Genomic DNA, 18,547 nt, shown 5'->3' with positions numbered 1-18,547 from the left:
TTTTATGCTAAAATATCGCTTTTTGTTGAAATAGAGTAGTTTTTAAGATGTGTGATAAAAAAAGACGATTACTGAAATGTAACCGTCTTTTATGTATTTTAAATAATATTGACCTCTCTTTCAAGTTCTATTCCGAACTTTTCTTTGACAGAATTAATGATGTCTGTGGAAAAATCAAAAATTTCTTTTCCCGTTGCATTTCCTGTCGCATTGATGATGACCAGAGACTGAAGTCGATGAGAAGCGACGTTACCAATCTGCTTTCCTTTCCATCCGCATTGCTCAATCAGCCATCCTGCAGGAACTTTTACCACATCTCCATTAGGATATCCCTGTATATTTTCAAAGTTCTGTTTTAAATCCTGGAACTGAGCTAATGGAATAGTAGGGTTTTTGAAAAAGCTTCCGGCATTTCCTATTTCCTTAGGGTCCGGCAGTTTGCTTTGTCTGATGTTGATCACTGCATTTGAAACATCCTGAATGCTTGGGGTATTAATTTTAAGATGCTCCAGTTCGTTTTTAATAGCTCCGTATTCGGTTTTGATGTGGTGATCCTTTGTAGTCAGTTTAAAAGTGACCTCCAGGATTACATATTTTCCTTTTCCTTCCTGCTTGAAAATAGAATCTCTGTAGCCGAACTTACATTCTTCAAGGTTAAATGTTTCTAGTTCAAGAGTCTTTAAGTTCAGAACAAGACAGTTTACAAAAATATCCTTGATCTCGGTGCCGTAAGCTCCAATGTTCTGCATGGGAGAGGTTCCTACATTTCCGGGAATTAAAGAAAGGTTTTCCAGTCCGCCATAGTCTTTCTGTAGGCAGTATTTCACGAATTCATGCCAGTTTTCGCCTGCTTTTGCAGTAACAAGAACTTCATGGTTACTGATGTTTTCCTCAGAAATCCCTTTTAAATTAAGCTTAATGGCAAGGCCCTCAAAATCTTTTGTCAGCAGAATATTACTTCCACCTCCTAAAAGTAGTAGAGGAAGACCATGGTTTTTTGAAAAAGTAAGAGCCTCTTTTAGTTCGTCAGTATTGCTGACTTCAATAAAGTATTTTGCTTTGGCATCAACACCGAATGTATTGTAAGGCTTTAAGGAAAAATTTTCTTGCATATTTTATTGGTATTCTTTTGGAAGAATTAGGTCTAGATGTTCTTTAAGCTTTTGCAATTGCTTATAATGTATTGTGTCTGCAAAAGAGTTAACATAGATATGTGACTTTTTCGGGGTGCGGATCTGAAAAGTTTCATCTATTCCGTCTACTGATTGCTGGCTCGGAGAACTCTTTATATAATCAAGATCTTTACTGTTGATATAGGACGTCAATTGTTTCCAGGTATCTGTATTGACAGATGATGCCCATTCTTTGTGAGTATGGTTGGCCGTTGCACCTATTTCTGTAAAGATGGAGTCTTTTTTGACTTTGATGATCCTGTATTCACCAAGTGTACCTCCGATATGTGATACGCTGATAAATGTGATTTCATCCGGATTCTTGTGAAGAACAGTTTGTTTCTGTTTCTTGGAGTCACAAGAAAAAAATACCGACAGCAAAAAGATCGAAAACAGAATTTTCAGATGTATATTTTTTGTTGTCGGCATTATGATATAATTTTACAGGTTAAAATCTGCTCTGTACTTTTTTAAAGCTTCTTTCAGAATTTCAACACTTCTTTTTAAATCGTCTTCTTTCAGAACGTAAGCAATTCTTACCTGTTTTTTTCCTAATTCCGGGTCACTGTAGAATCCTCCTGCAGGAGCTACCATGATGGTTTCGTTATTTAGAGAGTATGTTTCAAGCAGCCACTGTGCAAACTTTTCAGTGTCATCTACAGGAAGTTCAGCTACGCAGTAGAAAGCTCCTCTAGGCTTAGGGCAAATTACACCCGGGATCGCATTTAGAAGGTCTACCAATATATTTCTTCTGTGGGTATATTCTTCTCTTACCGCTCTGATATAAGGTCCGTCATTCTGGTGTGCTGCTGTAGCTGCAATCTGTCCAAGAAGAACAGGGCTTAATCTTGCCTGTGCAAAAAGCATTGCTGCATTACGTATTTTTTGAGAACGGGTCACCATGCAGCCGATTCTTACTCCACACATAGAGTAACGTTTTGATTCGGAATCAATGATGATACAGTTTTCGCTTAATTCCGGGAAATCAAGCATTGAAATCTGCTGTTTTCCGTCATATACATATTCTCTGTATACTTCATCAGAAATAATAACAATATCATATTTTAAAGCAATTTCTGCAAGCTTTTGAAGCTCTTCACGAGTATACAGATATCCTGTAGGATTTCCTGGGTTGCAGATGATAATTGCTCTTGTTTTTTCTGTAATTTTCTTTTCAAATTCTTCTATCGGAGGTAAGGCAAACCCGGTATCAATAGTTGAATGAACCGCCACTACATTCACGTCAAATGTGCTGGTGAAACCATTGTAGTTTGCGTAATAAGGTTCAGGAATAATCACTTCATCACCCTCGTCACATAAAGTGGAAATGGCAAAGTTAAGTGCCTCAGAACCTCCATTGGTAACCATGAAATTGTCCGGAGTTAAATCAGAAAAACCTAATGAATGATAGTATTCTGTAAGGGCTTTTCTGTATTCTATGTTCCCTTCAGAAAGTGCATATTCCAATACTTTTAAATCGATGTTTTTTAAAGCATTTAAAGCCGTTTCCGGAGTTTCAATATCAGGCTGCCCGATATTAAGGTGATATACTTTTATTCCTTTCTGTTTTGCTTGTAACGCAAAGGGAACCAGTTTTCTTACCGGCGACGGCGGCATATGAAGTGCTCTGTTTGAAATATTCGGCATTGTTCAAAAAATTTGTATGACAAAAATAGGATTTAATTTCTCAATAATAAAATTAAGGATTGATAAGAAGTGCATCATTAATTGTATTAATTCAATTAAATTTTGATTAATGAACTGTTGATATTTAATTTGTTTTTGATTTATACTGTATTTTTGTTAAAATAATCTTTTTTGTATTGTTATTTTTCTTAATTTTTGGGTCAAATGTGATTAAAATGATAATAAATTTATTTTCTAGAGTACTGCCTGCAGTTGCTCTAATCTCCGCCTCCGCCTTGATGGCTCAAAATTTTCAAACAATGCCGGTTTCTTCGGGCTTTACAGCTGACGTTATTGCCAATGGCACAGGATCTTCTTCAGTCTCAACCAATACAGATGTTGACGGAGTATCTTTTGCTTTTGTAGCCAGAGATTTTAAGCTTACCTCATCCAGTTCAGCAATTGATTATGGTATTCCAGTAGATGGAATCATCAATTCGGTGGTAGGCACCACACCCGGCCTCAGCTATCAATTGGCAGATTTAAACTCCAATAATTCATTGAAGTTATCTGCAGCAGGACAAAACGGGACGCTTGTGTTTACTACACCAACAGCTGCTTTTAAACTGTATATGCTTTCAACCAGTGGGAGTGGCACCTCTGTAGTAAATGTAACAGTAACGTTTACGGATAATACAACACAGTCATTTTCCGGCATTAATCTTTCTGACTGGTATGGAGGATCTAATTATGCTATTCAGGGAATCGGAAGGATTAACAGAGGAAATGATGTTTTAGAGTCCAATACTTCCAATCCAAGATTGTATCAATCTGTTCTGAACATTGATACGGGCAATCAGACTAAACCTATACAAAGTGTTACAGTCACAAAAAGTTCAGGAGCTGGTATTCCTAATATTTTTGCTTTTTCAGCAGAGGCATATACCACTTGTATAGCACCGGTACTGCAAACTGTAGCGGCCCTTACGTCCAATTCAGCTCAGGTTTCATGGACAGTGCCCACAGGTACACAGGCAGCAAGTCATGATATTTATTATAGTACAAGCGGTACTCTTCCAAACAGCAGTACTGTACCTAATTATTCTGGGGTAACAGGTACTTCTTATACAATCAGTAATTTATCATCAAGCACTACTTACTACTATTGGGTACGCACAAACTGCAGCAGTGGAACAGGCCAAAGTGCATGGTCATTTGCGGGATCATTTACAACTCTCTGTGGAACTGTAATACCTTCCTATACCAATAATTTCACAACCTTTCCCGGTAATTGCTGGACGGTTGCTCTTTCCGGAGGTGCTCCTGCTACAGGATCTACTGGAACTACCGCTTACTGGGCACAGCGTAATTTTTTAAATACATCAGCTAACGGACCTTCCGCCAACATGAATCTGTATTCTGTCAATAGGGTAGGTTGGCTTAAAACAGTACCTTTTGATCTTTCAGCAGGTGGATATAGAGTGAAATTTAAGTATGGGGTAACAACTTATTCCGGTACGACTGCTTCTGCAATGGGTAGTGATGATATTGTTCATTTTATAGTTTCCGATGATGGCGGAAGTACGTGGACAATATTGCAGACCTGGAACTCAAGTAATGGCCCATCCAATTCATCTAATGACTATATCTATAATCTAACGGCTAATACAAGTGCCAATACAGTATTTGCTTTTTATGGAAGTTCAGGAACGGTAAATGATTCTCAGGATTACAACTTTTATGTAGATGATTTTACGGTAGAAAGTGCACAGCTAAGCACTTCAGAAGTAGGCCGCCAGGCAAAAACTGCAGCAGTTCATCCTAATCCTTTTAAAGATATACTGTATTTATCAGATACGAAAGATTTGAGAAAAGTAACGGTAGGAGATGCTTCAGGCAGAATTGTAAAAACTTTTGAAGGTTCTGTGAAAGAACTTAACCTGATTGAACTGAATTCAGGGTTGTACTTCGTAACGCTTTATTTTAAAGATGGATCGCAATCTACAGTGAAAGCGATTAAAAAATAATTTTTTGAGTTAATAATTTCTGAAGGCAGCTATACACTTTATAGCTGCCTTTTTATTTGGAAATGTCAGGGAATTTATTTCTTCTTGATGTTGATGAAATTGTTATAAATTTGCGCTGAAAAACTAATAACATATGAATAATTTAAAACTACTTTTTTTAATACCCTTATTTTATTCTCAATATTCCAAAGCTCAGAGAATTGATAAAGAAATCATCAGCTTTCAGCTTTTAAAAGATCCTGTTTTTCCCAGCGATATTGCCAACAGAAATTATACAATCACGGTGAAATCACCTTATAATATTTCAAAAGATGATGTTGTAAGAGGGGCAAGAGAAGATTTCCAAAGGCAGGTAGATAACTATCAGGCGAATGTGGATGCTGCTAAAATAGAACATGGAGAACGATTGAAAGACTATGATGCTGAGGTGAAAAAACTTCAGGAAAAATACAAATTGGAGTCCGCAGAATATAATAAATTATCAGCTGTTGAAAAGATTGCAGCCACCAACGGTGCTCCGGTTTTAAGAATCCCTGCAAGACCTGTTCTTCATATTCCTCCCACACCGGTTTATCAGCAGCCTGACTTGAGGGATGCTTTAATTGTAGACAACAAAATTCTTGCTTCTCAAATGGATGTACTTGGCTTCTCAAAAGGGGGAAGCTATCTTGATATTGTCATTGAAATGGAAAGAACAAATTTTCAGGATAACCAGGGTAAAACTTTTGCTAATCAGCCTACTAGAATTATTGGTAAGCAGGATGGTACAGTAAAATTAGATAAAACTTACTTCTCAGATTTTGTAGAAATTGCCAGCGTTCCTTCTAATGAAATAAATCTTAATGCTCAGGAAAAAAGATATTTACAGAGAATAATGGACCGTACAAGGAATATTATTAACGAAAACTTCGGATATCACAGCATCAATTCTACAGTGACTTTGGCAACGGTAAAGAATAAAGGCGACTATGACGATCTGGAAAAAGCATATATCTACGTTACAACCAATTTGAAAAAGCTTCAGGCAAAGTCTGATTATGCTCCGAATAAGGTGGCTATGGAAAATATGCAGAAAGGGACTGACCTTTGGAAAAGCGCTTTGACAAAAATAAATTATAATGACAAGAAAGCACTTTACAATCAGAAGATTGGTGAATATATTTATTTTAACCTGATAAGACTGAATATTGCTTTAGGTAATTACCAGGAAGCGGAGAAATATTTAAATGAACTGCAGGAGCATTTGGTAGATATTAAATTGTCTTATGATGCCAATCTTGAACTGAAAAAATTAGAAGAAAAAATTTATAATAACTAAGGAAAATACTATGATTAAACAAATTATTGTTTCGGCATTACTTACAGCTTCGATATACTCGTATGCACAGACGAAAGTGACAGAGGGAACAAAATTCACAGTGGATGCTAATCTTGAAACTGATGATAAACTGGTACTGGCAGATGATTATAATTCTTATATGTTCAGTGCGATTAATATTGACGGACTTATGAGAAATGTTTTTCCTCATAAGAAATTATTGATGAGAAAGCTTGATCAGAACGGTAGCCTTGTGGATACTTACGTGAAAGATTATGCTAATAAAACCAATGGAGTTCTTCACAATTATCTGGGATCGCAGCAGATTGATGATGACAAATTTGTTGCCTTTACAGAAGAATATTTTGGTAAAGAAAACAGAAAAGAAGTTTTTCAGCATGTTTTCAGCAAAAAAGAAGGCGCATTTACTACAAAAAGTATTGCAAAATATAATATTGAATCTACCAACAAGTCCGGTACAACATATGTAGTTTTTTCTGAAAACGGGAAATATGCTGCTGTTTTCAATGACAGATATTCAAGTAAAAAGACGGATAATATCAATGATGTTCAGGTAATAGACCTGAGAACACTTTCTGTAGTATGGAACAAAGAGATTACATTGAGCAGTGATTATGTAGAGAAATCTTTGACCTTAACGAACTCAGGAAAAATAGTTGTATTGCGTAAGGCAGCAGGCTGGAAAGAATCTTATAAGCTGGAACTGCTTTCTAATAATGAAGATAAAGATCTTGCTTTTGATGATAAGTATATTCCTGAAAAATTATATGCAATCAGCAAAAATGACAATGATTATCTGGTAGCTTTTGGTAGAAAAAATGCTGCGGTTACTATAGGATCAAGTACTTTCGGAACAGTGATGTTCTACGATATGAAAACAGGAAAAGCCGTGATCAGCAACACGAATCTTGCAGGAAGTAAAGATATGAGTGATGTGAAAGTGATCAAAACAATTGTAAAAGGAGATGAGGTGCTAATGGCTGTTCAGCAGGAAACTGTGACAAGACCTATGCCTTCCGGAATGAACCGCTTTCCTGATCCTGTATACACTTTGGATGCCGGTATGCTGATAAAGTTTAACAAAGAAGGAGAGGTGAAGCAGTTTGTTGCAGCCGGAGCATCTACAGGAAAAAGAATTCATGTGGTGGAGGCCGGAGACAAGCTTTATATTTCGGCATTTTACCCTAAAGGAGCATTCGGGAATACAGGTTTTTCTATGAAGACTTTTGATTTTGCTACTTTAAAATCTCAGGAAGTAAGTCTTGATTATAAAGGAAGGAATTTTTTCCAGAATTATGGTTTTGCAGACGGAAATATGATTCAGTATGTACCTAATGTAAACAAAATGATGTTCTTACAAAAGAGCAGTAAAGAGGTGCAGATGTACAGTGTATATAATTTTATAAAATAATCGTATTTTAGAAAAAATTAAAATATGCAGATTCAGGCAGTTTCCATAGAAGATTATATCTCAAAGATTCCTGAGGAAAGACAGGATGCTTTTAAAAAACTTTTTGATACCATCCACAGTAATCTGCCAGATGGTTTTGAAGAAAATCTCAGCTATGGAATGCTGGGCTGGGCAGTGCCGCTGAAAACTTATCCGGAAGGGTATCATTGTACTCCCGGTACCGCTTTGCCATTTATTAATCTGGCTTCACAGAAGAATTTTATTGCATTGTATCATATGGGGCTCTATTCCAGACCGGAAATACTTAATTGGTTTGTGGAGGAATACCCAAAACATTCCAGGAAAAAACTGGATATGGGCAAGTCCTGTGTTCGTTTTAAAAAAGTGGAAGATATCCCTTTCGACCTGATTGGTGAACTAAGCCGGAAAATGACCGTGGAAGACTGGATTGCTATTTATGAATCTAAATATAAGAAATAAAAAGCTCCGAAATCAATTTGATTTCGGAGCTTTTTTATGTAAAGAAACCGGAGGAATGAAGGAAAAAATAATTTCCGGATGAGTTGAGGGTTAGTTGAATTGGTATTTAAATAGTATACTACTCACTCAAAAAAATCTTTTTCCAACTTCCTGCCTCTATTTTAAAAATTAATATCCCAGATTCCGGCTCTGCGTTCCAGTTCTACTAAAGCTGCCGCATTATCTGCAAGAGCCTGGTAATAATCTTTTCTTATTCCATTGTAGGTTCTTTGGGCATTCAGTACTTCCAGAATAGAGCTTTCTCCTCTTTTATAGCTGTAAGTGATCCCTTCCAGGATACTTTGGGCTTCTGTAAGCATTCCATTATGAAATTGCTTCACCTGTTTCTGGGTCGCTATATATTGTTGGTAAGCCTGCATTACTTCAGCCCGAATACCTTGTTCTATCTGCTGGTATTCAACTTCTGCCTGAGAATGTGCCATTTCTGCTATTTTCAATCCTGCATTTCTTCTGTTTGAAAATTTGAGTGGAATGCTGAGTCCCAGTTTTACAGCGTTTACAGTAGGAGAAGGGGCGATTTCGTTAGTGGCTTCCGTATGACGTTCAGCACCCGCATTGATTCCCAAATCAATCATACGGTTGGCTTTTTCAAGGCTGATCTGGCTTTTGGCAACTTGTGTATTCTGTTTGGCTGCCAATAAATCAGCCCGTTCGTTGAGCGCCTGGAGAATAATATCATCAATATTAAAATCCCTGTTGAAAGCAGTAAAATCTCCGGAAACATCCCGCCCCGTTATTTTATTATCACTAAGAAATACAGACAGGTTGGTAAGAGACTGCTGTTGGGCACTTTCCGCCTGATACACTTCATTAAGGAGAGACGCTGCCTCTAATTTACTCTGTTTTGAAGTGACTAATGATATGGTTCCCAGCCGATATCGGATGCTGTCAGACTTTGCCAGCTGCAGGATGTTTTTATAAGAATCCTGCTGTACTTCCAAAATAGCTTTAGACCGCAAAGCATCAATATATCCTAAACTGGCATCTGCCCTAAGGTTTCTGAAAAAATCCTGCAGCTGTATTTTACTTAGCTCAGACTGATTTTTAGCCAGGTTTATTCTTGCTTTTCTTTTTCCGCCTAATTCCAAAGTCCAGCCAATAGACGTTCCGTATACGTAGCCCATATTTTTATTCACTCCGTTGTTGGTGGTCTCCACATCCAATTGAGGATCCGGAAACATACCTGCGGTCTGAATAGCTGCTTCAGCCATACTTACATTGTATTTCTGAGAGGCATAGCCAAGATTCTTCTTTCCGACAATACTTAAATATTCTTCAAAACCTAAGAGTTCTTTTTCCTGCGCTTTTATCACGCCTGCCATACTGAAGAATGTTGCAGTTATTATGATATAATAAACTCTAATTTTCATCTGATTCCAAATTTTGTTTTTTGTTACCACGCTCAGCCATGAAATAAATGGCAGGCAGAACAAACAGGGTTAAAATAGTAGAGAACATCAAGCCATATACAATCACTGTTGCCAGAGGGCGCTGTACATCTGATCCGATTCCCGTGGCCAGGGATGCCGGAAATAATCCGATTACTGCAACGGTTGCTGTCATCAGTACCGGTCTGAAACGGTCTTTTGCTCCTTTTGTTACAGCAGTTTTCAGGTCATATCCTTTTTTACGGAGATCGTTGATATGAGAGATCATGATCACTCCATTCTGAATGGCCACTCCGAAGAGCGCAATAAAGCCCACAGCAGAAGATACATTAAGGGACATCCCACGGATATTAAGTGCCAGCATTCCTCCAAATAAAGCCAACGGAACAATAGACATCAGTACCAAAGCCTGCTTGAAATTACCAAATGCACCGTACAGGAGCAGGAACATAATCGCTAAAGCCAGCGGAACAATAAATGCCAGTCGGGAGTAAGCTCTGTTCTGATTTTCAAACTGACCGCCCCATTTGATCTGATATTTTTCATGGTCGTATTTGATGTCTTTTTCAATCTTATTCTGCGCTATTTTCAGGAACGAAGAAAGATCGGTACCCCTTAAATTTAATTTTACGGTAAGGTGGCGTTTGTTCATCTCACGGGTAATAGTACTTTCTCCGGTACTTAATTTTACCTCTGCCACCTGTGATAATGGAATTTTGGCTCCGGTAGCTGAAGTCAGCATCAGGTTTCCTATTTTATCAGGAGTATCACGGCTGTCTTCGGTGTAGCGGCACGAAATGTCATAAACTTTATTCCCAATGAAGATTTGAGAAATGGCCTTTCCTCCTAAAGCTACTTCAATAAGATCTGCCACATCTGCTACATTGAGTCCATACTGAGCAATTTTATCTCTGTCAGCAATAATCTGCAGCTGAGGTAAAGGAGGTTCCTGATCTATGGCAAGGTCTGCCGAACCTGGGATTTTATTTAAAGTAGATAAAATGCTTTCAGCAATTCTTCGGGTTTCTTTGAAATCTTCTCCATATACTTTTACCACAAGCTCACTGTGGGCTCCCGATATTTTGTCCATTACTCCGTCGATCATTGGTTGTGAAAAACCTACCGTGAAGCCCGGCATTTCTTTATAGTCTGCTGCCAGTTCTTTAATTAAATCTGCTTTTGTCTTTCCGGAAGGCCACTCGTCATAAGGTTTTATTCCCACAGAAACTTCAAAGTGAGAGGCTGTCCAGGGATCGGTGCCATCGTCATTACGGCCTGCCTGGACCATCATATAGGTAATTTCAGAATGTTTTAAAGTTCTGGCTCTTAAAGTGTCGCTCATTTCTTTAGCTTTAGCCAGAGAAATACCGGGTGGTAGCTGTACCTGCAGCCAGATAGAACCTTCATCCAGCTCAGGCAGGAAGTCTTTTCCAACGGTATACGACAGGATTCCTGCTGATAGTAAGACAATGATTATCGGAATGATTACTCTTTTAGGAGCCTGCATGATTTTGTCAACTCTTTTTCCATATGCATTACTTATTTTTTCCAGCCATTTATTGTGATATATTTTCTGAGGTTTACGATAGATCACATAAGCTAATCCCGGAATCAGAAGCAATGCCACTGCCAGTGCGCCAAATAAAGCATAGCCCACCGTGAAAGCCATTGGAGTAAACAATTTTTTCTCCACTCTTTCAAAAGCGAATAAAGGAAGATAGGCCGTAATGATAATAATAGTGGAAAAGAAAATAGGTTTAGCTACCTCAATTACCCTTTTCGTAATCGTTTTTTCTTCCAGCGGCTCTTCCGGATTTTCTTCTCTTTTTTTCAGAATAGTTTCCAGCATTACAATGGCGCCATCTACAATGATACCGAAATCAATAGCTCCCAGAGAAAGAAGATTAGCAGGTATATTGGTAAAATGCATCAGGATAAAAGCAAACAACAGAGAAAGTGGAATTGTAATTGCTACCAGTAATGCACCTCTCCAACTCCCCAGAAATACAATCAGCACGAAAATAACCAGTACAATTCCTTCTGTAAGAGTATGAGAAACGGTATGTAAGGTGGTATTGACAAGATCTGTCCTGTCCATGAAAGTATGAATCTTTACGCCGGGCGGAAGTGTTTCATTATTCAGTTCATCGATAGCTTCATGAACCCCTTCAAGCACCTGTGAAGGATTTTGTCCTCTCAGTAAAAGCACGATCCCTTCTACACTTTCAGGATAATTACGTTTCCTGTCGGTATACCCAAGAATTCCTTTTCTTTCAAGGTTTCCATATTTTAAGGTACCTACATCATTCAGGAATACAGGAACTCCGTTTTCGGTTTTAACTACAATTTTTCCAAGATCATCTAAATCTTTTACCAGACCTATTCCCCGGATTACATAAGCGAGATTTCCCCGGGGAAGCATACTTCCTCCTGCACTGACATTATTTTTGGAGATCGTTTCGGTGACCTCTGATAATGAAAGACCATATTGTTCCAGTTTGTGAGGATCAAGTTCAATCTGAAACTGAGTGGTAATTCCTCCGAAGTTGGTAACATCGGCAATCCCTGAAACCTGTTTGATACGGGGGATAATTAGAAATTTCTGCAAATCGGTGAGTTCCCGTAAGCTGTGGTTGTTACTTTCGATAATATATCGGTATACCTCGCCAATAGGAGAAGTAAGAGGATCCAGACCCGGCTGTGCACCATAAGGGAGCGTTACATCAGACAGTCTTTCCTGAATACGCTGTCTTGCCCAATAATCATCAATACCATCATCAAAAACGATTGTAATAATGGAAAGCCCAAAGGTACTTTTGCTTCGCATCACGTGCATTCCCGGTAGGCCGTTCAGAGAACGTTCCAAAGGAATGGTGATCTGTTGTTCTACTTCTTCGGCAGCCAGTCCCGGAACCTGGGTTACCACCTGTGAAGTGACATCGGCAATGTCAGGATAAGCTTCTACCGATAACTTGGTCCAGGAATAATAACCGAAAAACCCCAGTAAAATGAAGAGTGCCAGCATCAGCCACCTCTTCTGTATAGAGAGTGTAAGTAATTGCTTCATTGTTCTTAATTTTTGTATAAAGTGAAATATCTTTTTACATCAGATACTCTATGCCTTTTTCATTGTACATTCTACATTATTTTGCATCCAACATATAAATTCCACCTTCAGTCATAATGGTATCTCCGGTTTTTAATCCTGAGAGAACTTTTGTTGTTTTCTGATCTGTTTCTCCTGTGGTGACTGAACGTTTAGCAAATTGATTTTTACCTGTTTTTATCCACACATATTGAGAACTGTCATTCTGCATTAAAGCGGTAACAGGGATCATAATTGTTTTTTCAGGAGTTGTAGAGAAGTTGACGGTGGCATACATTCCGGGTTTTAATCTTCTGTCCGGATTGTCACATTCGATAAGTACCTTTATGCTTCGGGTGTTTTCGTCGACAATTTCATTGATGTGATAAACTTTTCCGCTAATATTACGATCAGGGTAGGCACTTACTTTTACTGAAACATGATCTCCAATATTCACAAAGCGGATGTCTTTTTCTTTCACATCTCCGGAAATCCATACTTTAGAAAGCTCTGCAATGATAATGACAGGGTCGGAATCATTTTTTAGATATTGGCCATTTACAATTTTGTTAGAAATAATTTCACCGTTTATGGGAGCTCTCACAATCAGCGGGCTTCCGATGCCTCCTCCTTTACTGTTGTAAACTTTTAGGGCCGAAGAAGCATTAGAGAGTGAAGTTTTTTTATTTTTAAAATCTGTTTCTGCTTCATCCAATTCTTTCTGAATTCCTACCCCGTGTTTTACAAGATCCTGCTGGCGTTTGTAATTTTTCTCCGCAAGCTGTACATCATTTAAGGCATCAGTATAATCTTTCTGAACCGAAAAATAATCTGAAGAAAGGATCTCAAAAAGAGGACTGTTTGCTGAAACATTTTGTCCAAGCCGGATAAAGGATTTTGTAATTCTTCCGGAAAACGGACTGGCGATTTCTGCATAATGATTGGGTATTGCCTGAATAGTTCCTGCTGAAATTACACCATCACTGTGTTCCTGTTCGGTAACTATTTCAGTTTTAATTTTTTTGAAAACAGGATTGTTTTCCGGAATGATGACGTTATCTCCTTTCACCAGAAGATCCTGATCTTGTGAGGTTTCACTTTTGGGACTTTTACAAGAGGTAACAAATGTCAAAAGTACTATCGTTAATACTGTTTTTCTCATATAAAATGTTTATAACCACTAATTTAATTCTAATTTCTTATTTTATTTCAATGTCAGGTGAGATTTTTTGAAAACACCTGAAGTGTTTGTTTTTTGCTGCTGTACAGTGTTTTACATCCCTTCTGATTCGTTCTTAAGTCTTTAGGAATTCATCAGAAAGGATGAAATTATTTATATTACAGCCATTGTCCGAATTTTTTAATAAACCACTGTTTTACGAATTGAGTAAGAATACAATACCCTGTGAGAATGACGGCCAGGTATGGAAAATAACTCAAAGGCAGTGGCTGCATTTTCAGATATACCGCTAATGGAGTAAAAGGAATGAGAATTCCGATCAGCATGATTAAACTGGTTAAAGCAACTACAGGAGTGGCAGCCCAGCTTTGGATAAACGGAATTTTTTTCGTTCTGATAATATGTACAATCAGCGTCTGGGAAAGCAAACCTTCCACAAACCAGCCTGTCTGAAATAAGCTTTGCTGTTCCGGAGTGTTGGCTTTAAAAATAAAGAACATTACCGCAAAAGTCACATAATCAAAAATAGAGCTCAAAGGACCTATATACAGCATGAACTTTTTGATGCTGCTGGCATCCCATTTTTTTGGTTTCTCCAAAAAATCCTTATCCATCGTATCCCAGGGGATAGAAGATTGTGAGATATCATATAGTAAATTCTGGGTCAGGATCTGCAACGGAAGCATGGGTAGAAACGGAAGCAAGGCACTGGCTCCAATCATACTGAACATATTTCCAAAATTACTGCTGGCAGTCATTTTTATATATTTGATGATATTTCCGAAAGTTCTTCTTCCATAGATGACACCGCTTCGCAACACCATTAAATCTTTTTCAAGCAAGATGATATCTGCACTTTCTTTGGCTATGTCTGCGCCGGTATCTACAGAAATTCCTACATCTGCTTCTTTAATAGCTGCAGCATCATTGATTCCGTCTCCCATGAATCCTACAGTATGGCCTTTTGATCGTAATATCTTTACAATACGTTGTTTTTGTAACGGGCTTACTTTTGCAAAAACAGAATAGAGGTCCATGTCTCTGCTGAGTTCGTCATCCGTCATATTTTCCAATTCGTCACCAAGCATAATAGTATTAATGGGAATTCCTACGTCATGACATATCTTTTTAGCAACAATATCATTGTCACCTGTGACTACTTTTACTTCTATACCCAGTTTATGTAATGCTTTAATGCTGGGCTCAGCCGAAGGTTTAGCAGGATCAAGAAATCCTATAAAACCAGTAAGAGTAAGGTGATTTTCGTCTGCAACGGAATAATTCAGCGGATGGCCTCCATCAAATTCCCGGATTGCAACCAATAATACCCTTAATCCTTCAGAATTAAGCTTTTCAGACATTTTGATAATCTGCTCTTTCATAAGATCATTCAATGGAACACTATTATCATTCTCAATATGCAGACTATGATCTTCCCCGGGATCTAAAGCATAGTGGCATAAAGAAAGCATTTCTTCTACCGCACCTTTGCAAATCATCAGATGTTTTCCCCTGGAGGTATTTAGAATAACAGACATTCTTCTTCTTTCAAAATCAAAAGGAATCTCATCTACTTTTAGATAGAGTTCATCAGCTTTCAAGAGATTATGAACTTCGGCATGATCCAGTACAGCCTGATCCAGTAGATTTTTAAGTCCGGTTTGATGGAAGCTGTTGAGGTATGCCCATTTCAAGACTTCATCATCCTCAATCCCTCTCACGTTGAGGTGGGTTTCCAATACAATTTTATCAAGAGTAAGTGTACCTGTTTTATCAGTACATAAAACATCCATTGCTCCGATATTCTGAATAGCATTCAAGCGTTTAACAATCACTTTTTTCTTGCTCATGTTAACGGCTCCTTTTGCCAGATTGGCAGTAACAATCATCGGAAGCATCTCAGGAGTAAGTCCTACAGCTACGGCAATAGCAAATAATAAAGCCTGCACCCAGTCTCCTTTTACCAATCCGTTAATAAGGAAAATAACTGGAGTCATCACCAGCATAAACCGAATGAGTAAAAAACTTACTTTATTTACCCCAATATCAAAAGCTGTTTCGGGTCTTTTGGAAGCAAGACTTCTGCTGATACTTCCGAAATAAGTGAAAATACTGGTATTGGTAACCACCACAGTTGCTGATCCACTTACCACATTAGTACCCATGAAGCATATATTTTGAAGAGTAAGTGGATTTCTGTTCTTGGCATCGTGGATGGGAAAAGCATTTTTTTCTACAGGAAGAGCTTCTCCTGTGAGAATAGATTCACTGATGAAGAGGTCTTTGCTTTTTAAGATCCGGCAATCAGCGGGAACCATGTCTCCTGCAGAAAGTATTACAATGTCACCCGGGACAATTTCTGTAATTTCTATTTCTTCGCTTTCTTTGAATTTTCTTTTGGTAAGACAGCTGGTTTTTACCATTTTCTTTAACGCCTCGGCTGCTTTGTTACTTCTGAATTCCTGAATGAAACGCAATGTAGTACTGAACAGAAGCATTATTGAAATGATAATACTCGTGCTGAGATCTTTTTCTCCGGCAGGTACAAGGATCACATCAATGAATAATGAGATTACAGCAATACAGGCCAGGATATAATTGAACGGATTAAAGAAAGAATGGGCAAACTGTTTTAGCCATGAAGGTGCTTTCTGAGTGGCAATTTCATTCTTACCATAAATTTTCAAACGGTCTTTTACGGTATTCTCACTAAGGCCTTCTTCTGAAGTTTCGAGCATGGCATACACCATTTTTTCATTCTCAGATGCAGCTTCTTTCAATTTTACTAGAGCTGCTGAATTGAGATTTTTGTTGGAAGATTTTTTAGCATCGCTTCAGTTGTTGTTTCAAATGTTATAAATCGTTTTCTGTCCCTATAATTTCCCAGCTAACCTTGATCACTTTATCTTCGATTGTTAGTCTGCTGGCGGTTTTTTCCATAAAACTGTCCTGAGGAGTGGAGGCATGAACTTCGGCTGTAATGATGGCATTTTCAGGAACACCATTATCATCGCTGGTGAGGGATTTTAATAATATTTTATCATTCCCGCTTAGAGATTGCATCAGCTGAACCCGAACGTGGTTTTCTACCTCACTTTTACATTTAATACTGATCAAATATTCGGTATAATGGTTTCTGTTGCTGAAGGTATTTCCGAGTCTGGTACCCAAAGGACGCAGAATGATATGGGTGAGGATGATAAATCCGCTGGTAATGGCTGCTTCAAGAGGGAATCCCATCGCGCTGAGGGCTCCTACGGATGCTGAACACCAGATGGTAGCTGCAGTATTGAGGCCGCGGACAGTAAGTCCGTCTTTCATAATAACGCCCCCTCCCAAAAAGCCAATACCACTTACAATATAGGAGGCTATTCTTCCCGTGGCATCACCCCCGATCCTGATAGAAAGAAGAACAAATGCTGCAGAGCCCAGACATACCAGAGTATTGGTACGAAGACCTGCGCTTTTTTGGCGCCATTGTCGTTCAAGGCCAATACTTGCACCAAGGGCAAATGCTGTAAAAAGACGGAGTGTAAATTCTAGTGTGGTCATAACCTTTCTGTTTTATAGCATTCAGCTGGTATACAGAAAGGTATACTGTTGAATACTTAATTGTTTCGATGATGTGATGAATCGGTATCCATAGTGGTTTTTGTCTACTGCAAAGGTATTGTTAGTCCTATTGGGAAGCTGTTAGAAAAGCTTTAGAATATAATTAGAATATGATTAGAGAAAGAAAGGTTTTAAAGCCGTGAGAAATTTCAAGAGTGGGCTCAGAAATAATTGTTTTTTTAAGATATAAAATTGATAAATTTGAAGACAATCTTTTCTATATTCTCAATTTTGGGGTTTTAGGTTGCTTTATGAATGATAAATTTTACCAATGAAGAAGTTAAACATAGCCATACCCGCAACACTTTTAGCAATTATATGTGTACAAGGTGGGGCCTCTATTGCAAAGCAACTTTTCCCTGCCATAGGGGCGATTGGAACGGTTAGTTTAAGAATCGTGCTTTCTGCAGTGCTGTTAACCTTAATTAACCGGCCAAAATTTCTGCAGTTTAATAAACAGAAATGGAAATACTGTGCCATGTACGGCGTTGGGCTGGCTGCGATGAATCTTATTTTCTATATGGCTATCCAGCGTATACCCTTAGGGCTGGCAGTAACAGTAGAGTTTGCCGGACCTTTGTTTCTTGCTTTGGCGCTGTCCCGGAAGTTATTGGATGTTATATGGGCTTTACTGGCCTGTGTAGGAATATTGCTTATCGTTCCCTGGAAAAGTGATCATATAGATTTATTGGGGCTTGGTCTTGCTTTTTTGGCAGGAATGTTTTGGGCTGTTTATATTGTAATGGGTGGGAAAGTTGCTAAAATAATGGATGGAAAAGATGCCGTTACTACAGGAATGCTGTTTGCAAGTCTGGTGATTATTCCTTTTACCATATGGGATGGTGCGGTTTTCAATCTTACACCTGCTATTTTTATAAAAGGTCTGGGAGTGGCTATTTTATCAAGTGCCCTACCTTTTTCTTTGGAAATTATGGCTTTGAAAAGGCTTCCTGCGAAAACCTTCAGTATTCTGATGAGTCTGGAGCCGGCATTTGCGGCTTTTTCGGGCTTGATATTTCTTTCAGAGGACTTATCTTTTTTACAATGGATTTCCATTATGTGCGTAATTGCTGCCAGTATAGGGACTACTGTTTTCAGTAGAACTTCGAAGGGGTAGTGTAGAAAAAAATCACCTATAAAGATTTTAAATACAATCGAATCTCAGCT

General features: G+C 38.3%; 12 protein-coding genes and 1 pseudogene. 5 read left to right on the top strand and 8 right to left on the bottom strand.

Going from position 1 to position 18,547, the window contains the following annotated elements; genetic code table 11:
• Nucleotides 1–98 precede the first annotated feature (98 nt).
• Genes murB through LF887_RS19505 form a run of 3 tightly spaced genes read right to left on the bottom strand, consistent with a single transcriptional unit; the run spans nucleotide 99 to nucleotide 2,819 of the window.
• Nucleotides 99–1,112, bottom strand: coding sequence for a UDP-N-acetylmuramate dehydrogenase (murB, locus tag LF887_RS19515; RefSeq protein WP_236855919.1), 1,014 nt, complete (start codon nucleotides 1,110–1,112; stop codon nucleotides 99–101).
• 3 nt (nucleotides 1,113–1,115) lie between these two features.
• Nucleotides 1,116–1,601 carry a hypothetical protein gene (locus LF887_RS19510; protein WP_236855918.1) on the bottom strand — a complete coding sequence of 162 codons (486 nt, stop codon included), beginning with the start codon at nucleotides 1,599–1,601 and terminating at the stop codon, nucleotides 1,116–1,118.
• Between the two features lie 12 nt (nucleotides 1,602–1,613).
• Nucleotides 1,614–2,819 carry a pyridoxal phosphate-dependent aminotransferase gene (locus LF887_RS19505; protein ID WP_236855917.1) on the bottom strand — a complete coding sequence of 402 codons (1,206 nt, stop codon included), beginning with the start codon at nucleotides 2,817–2,819 and terminating at the stop codon, nucleotides 1,614–1,616.
• Nucleotides 2,820–3,118: 299 nt separating this feature from the next.
• Between LF887_RS19505 and LF887_RS19500 the strand changes: the two genes are divergently transcribed.
• The 4 genes from LF887_RS19500 to LF887_RS19485 all read left to right on the top strand — a co-directional run bounded on the left by LF887_RS19500 (nucleotide 3,119) and on the right by LF887_RS19485 (nucleotide 8,055).
• Nucleotides 3,119–4,825 (top strand): T9SS type A sorting domain-containing protein, encoded by a 1,707-nt coding sequence (locus tag LF887_RS19500; RefSeq protein WP_236855916.1) that lies wholly within the window; start codon nucleotides 3,119–3,121, stop codon nucleotides 4,823–4,825.
• 133 nt (nucleotides 4,826–4,958) lie between these two features.
• Nucleotides 4,959–6,143, top strand: a complete 1,185-nt coding sequence (locus LF887_RS19495; protein WP_236855915.1) for a hypothetical protein — start codon at nucleotides 4,959–4,961, stop codon at nucleotides 6,141–6,143.
• Between the two features lie 10 nt (nucleotides 6,144–6,153).
• Nucleotides 6,154–7,575, top strand: a complete 1,422-nt coding sequence (locus LF887_RS19490; protein WP_236855914.1) for a hypothetical protein — start codon at nucleotides 6,154–6,156, stop codon at nucleotides 7,573–7,575.
• A gap of 24 nt (nucleotides 7,576–7,599) precedes the next feature.
• The gene (locus LF887_RS19485; protein ID WP_236855913.1) at nucleotides 7,600–8,055 is read left to right on the top strand and encodes a DUF1801 domain-containing protein; all 456 of its coding nucleotides are present in this window, start codon (nucleotides 7,600–7,602) and stop codon (nucleotides 8,053–8,055) included.
• Between the two features lie 161 nt (nucleotides 8,056–8,216).
• Here LF887_RS19485 and LF887_RS19480 read toward each other — a convergent pair whose 3' ends face one another.
• The 5 genes and pseudogenes from LF887_RS19480 to LF887_RS19460 all read right to left on the bottom strand — a co-directional run bounded on the left by LF887_RS19480 (nucleotide 8,217) and on the right by LF887_RS19460 (nucleotide 17,320).
• Nucleotides 8,217–9,485: a TolC family protein gene (locus tag LF887_RS19480; protein ID WP_236855912.1), complete on the bottom strand. Its 1,269-nt coding sequence runs from the start codon at nucleotides 9,483–9,485 to the stop codon at nucleotides 8,217–8,219.
• Nucleotides 9,475–12,570 (bottom strand): efflux RND transporter permease subunit, encoded by a 3,096-nt coding sequence (locus LF887_RS19475; protein ID WP_236855911.1) that lies wholly within the window; start codon nucleotides 12,568–12,570, stop codon nucleotides 9,475–9,477. Before LF887_RS19475 ends, LF887_RS19480 begins: the two co-directional genes overlap by 11 nt.
• Before the next feature lie 76 nt (nucleotides 12,571–12,646).
• Complete coding sequence (locus LF887_RS19470) at nucleotides 12,647–13,750, bottom strand: efflux RND transporter periplasmic adaptor subunit (protein WP_236855910.1); 1,104 nt, start codon at nucleotides 13,748–13,750, stop codon at nucleotides 12,647–12,649.
• 176 nt (nucleotides 13,751–13,926) lie between these two features.
• Nucleotides 13,927–16,581: pseudogene (gene mgtA, locus LF887_RS19465) on the bottom strand (magnesium-translocating P-type ATPase); the annotation flags it as partial.
• Nucleotides 16,582–16,621: 40 nt separating this feature from the next.
• A complete protein-coding gene (locus tag LF887_RS19460) occupies nucleotides 16,622–17,320 on the bottom strand; it encodes an MgtC/SapB family protein (protein WP_236855908.1) in 699 nt (232 codons plus the stop codon).
• A 331-nt stretch (nucleotides 17,321–17,651) separates the two neighbouring features.
• On the opposite strand from LF887_RS19460, the gene LF887_RS19455 reads away from it, so the two are divergent.
• Nucleotides 17,652–18,497 carry an EamA family transporter gene (locus LF887_RS19455; RefSeq protein ID WP_236855907.1) on the top strand — a complete coding sequence of 282 codons (846 nt, stop codon included), beginning with the start codon at nucleotides 17,652–17,654 and terminating at the stop codon, nucleotides 18,495–18,497.
• The last annotated feature ends 50 nt before the right edge of the window (nucleotides 18,498–18,547 follow it).

The organism is Chryseobacterium sp. MEBOG06 (genome assembly GCF_021869765.1).
GTDB lineage: Bacteria > Bacteroidota > Bacteroidia > Flavobacteriales > Weeksellaceae > Chryseobacterium.
The sequence above is the reverse complement of the archived record's forward strand: the minus strand, read 5'-3'. Positions and strand labels throughout refer to the sequence as shown.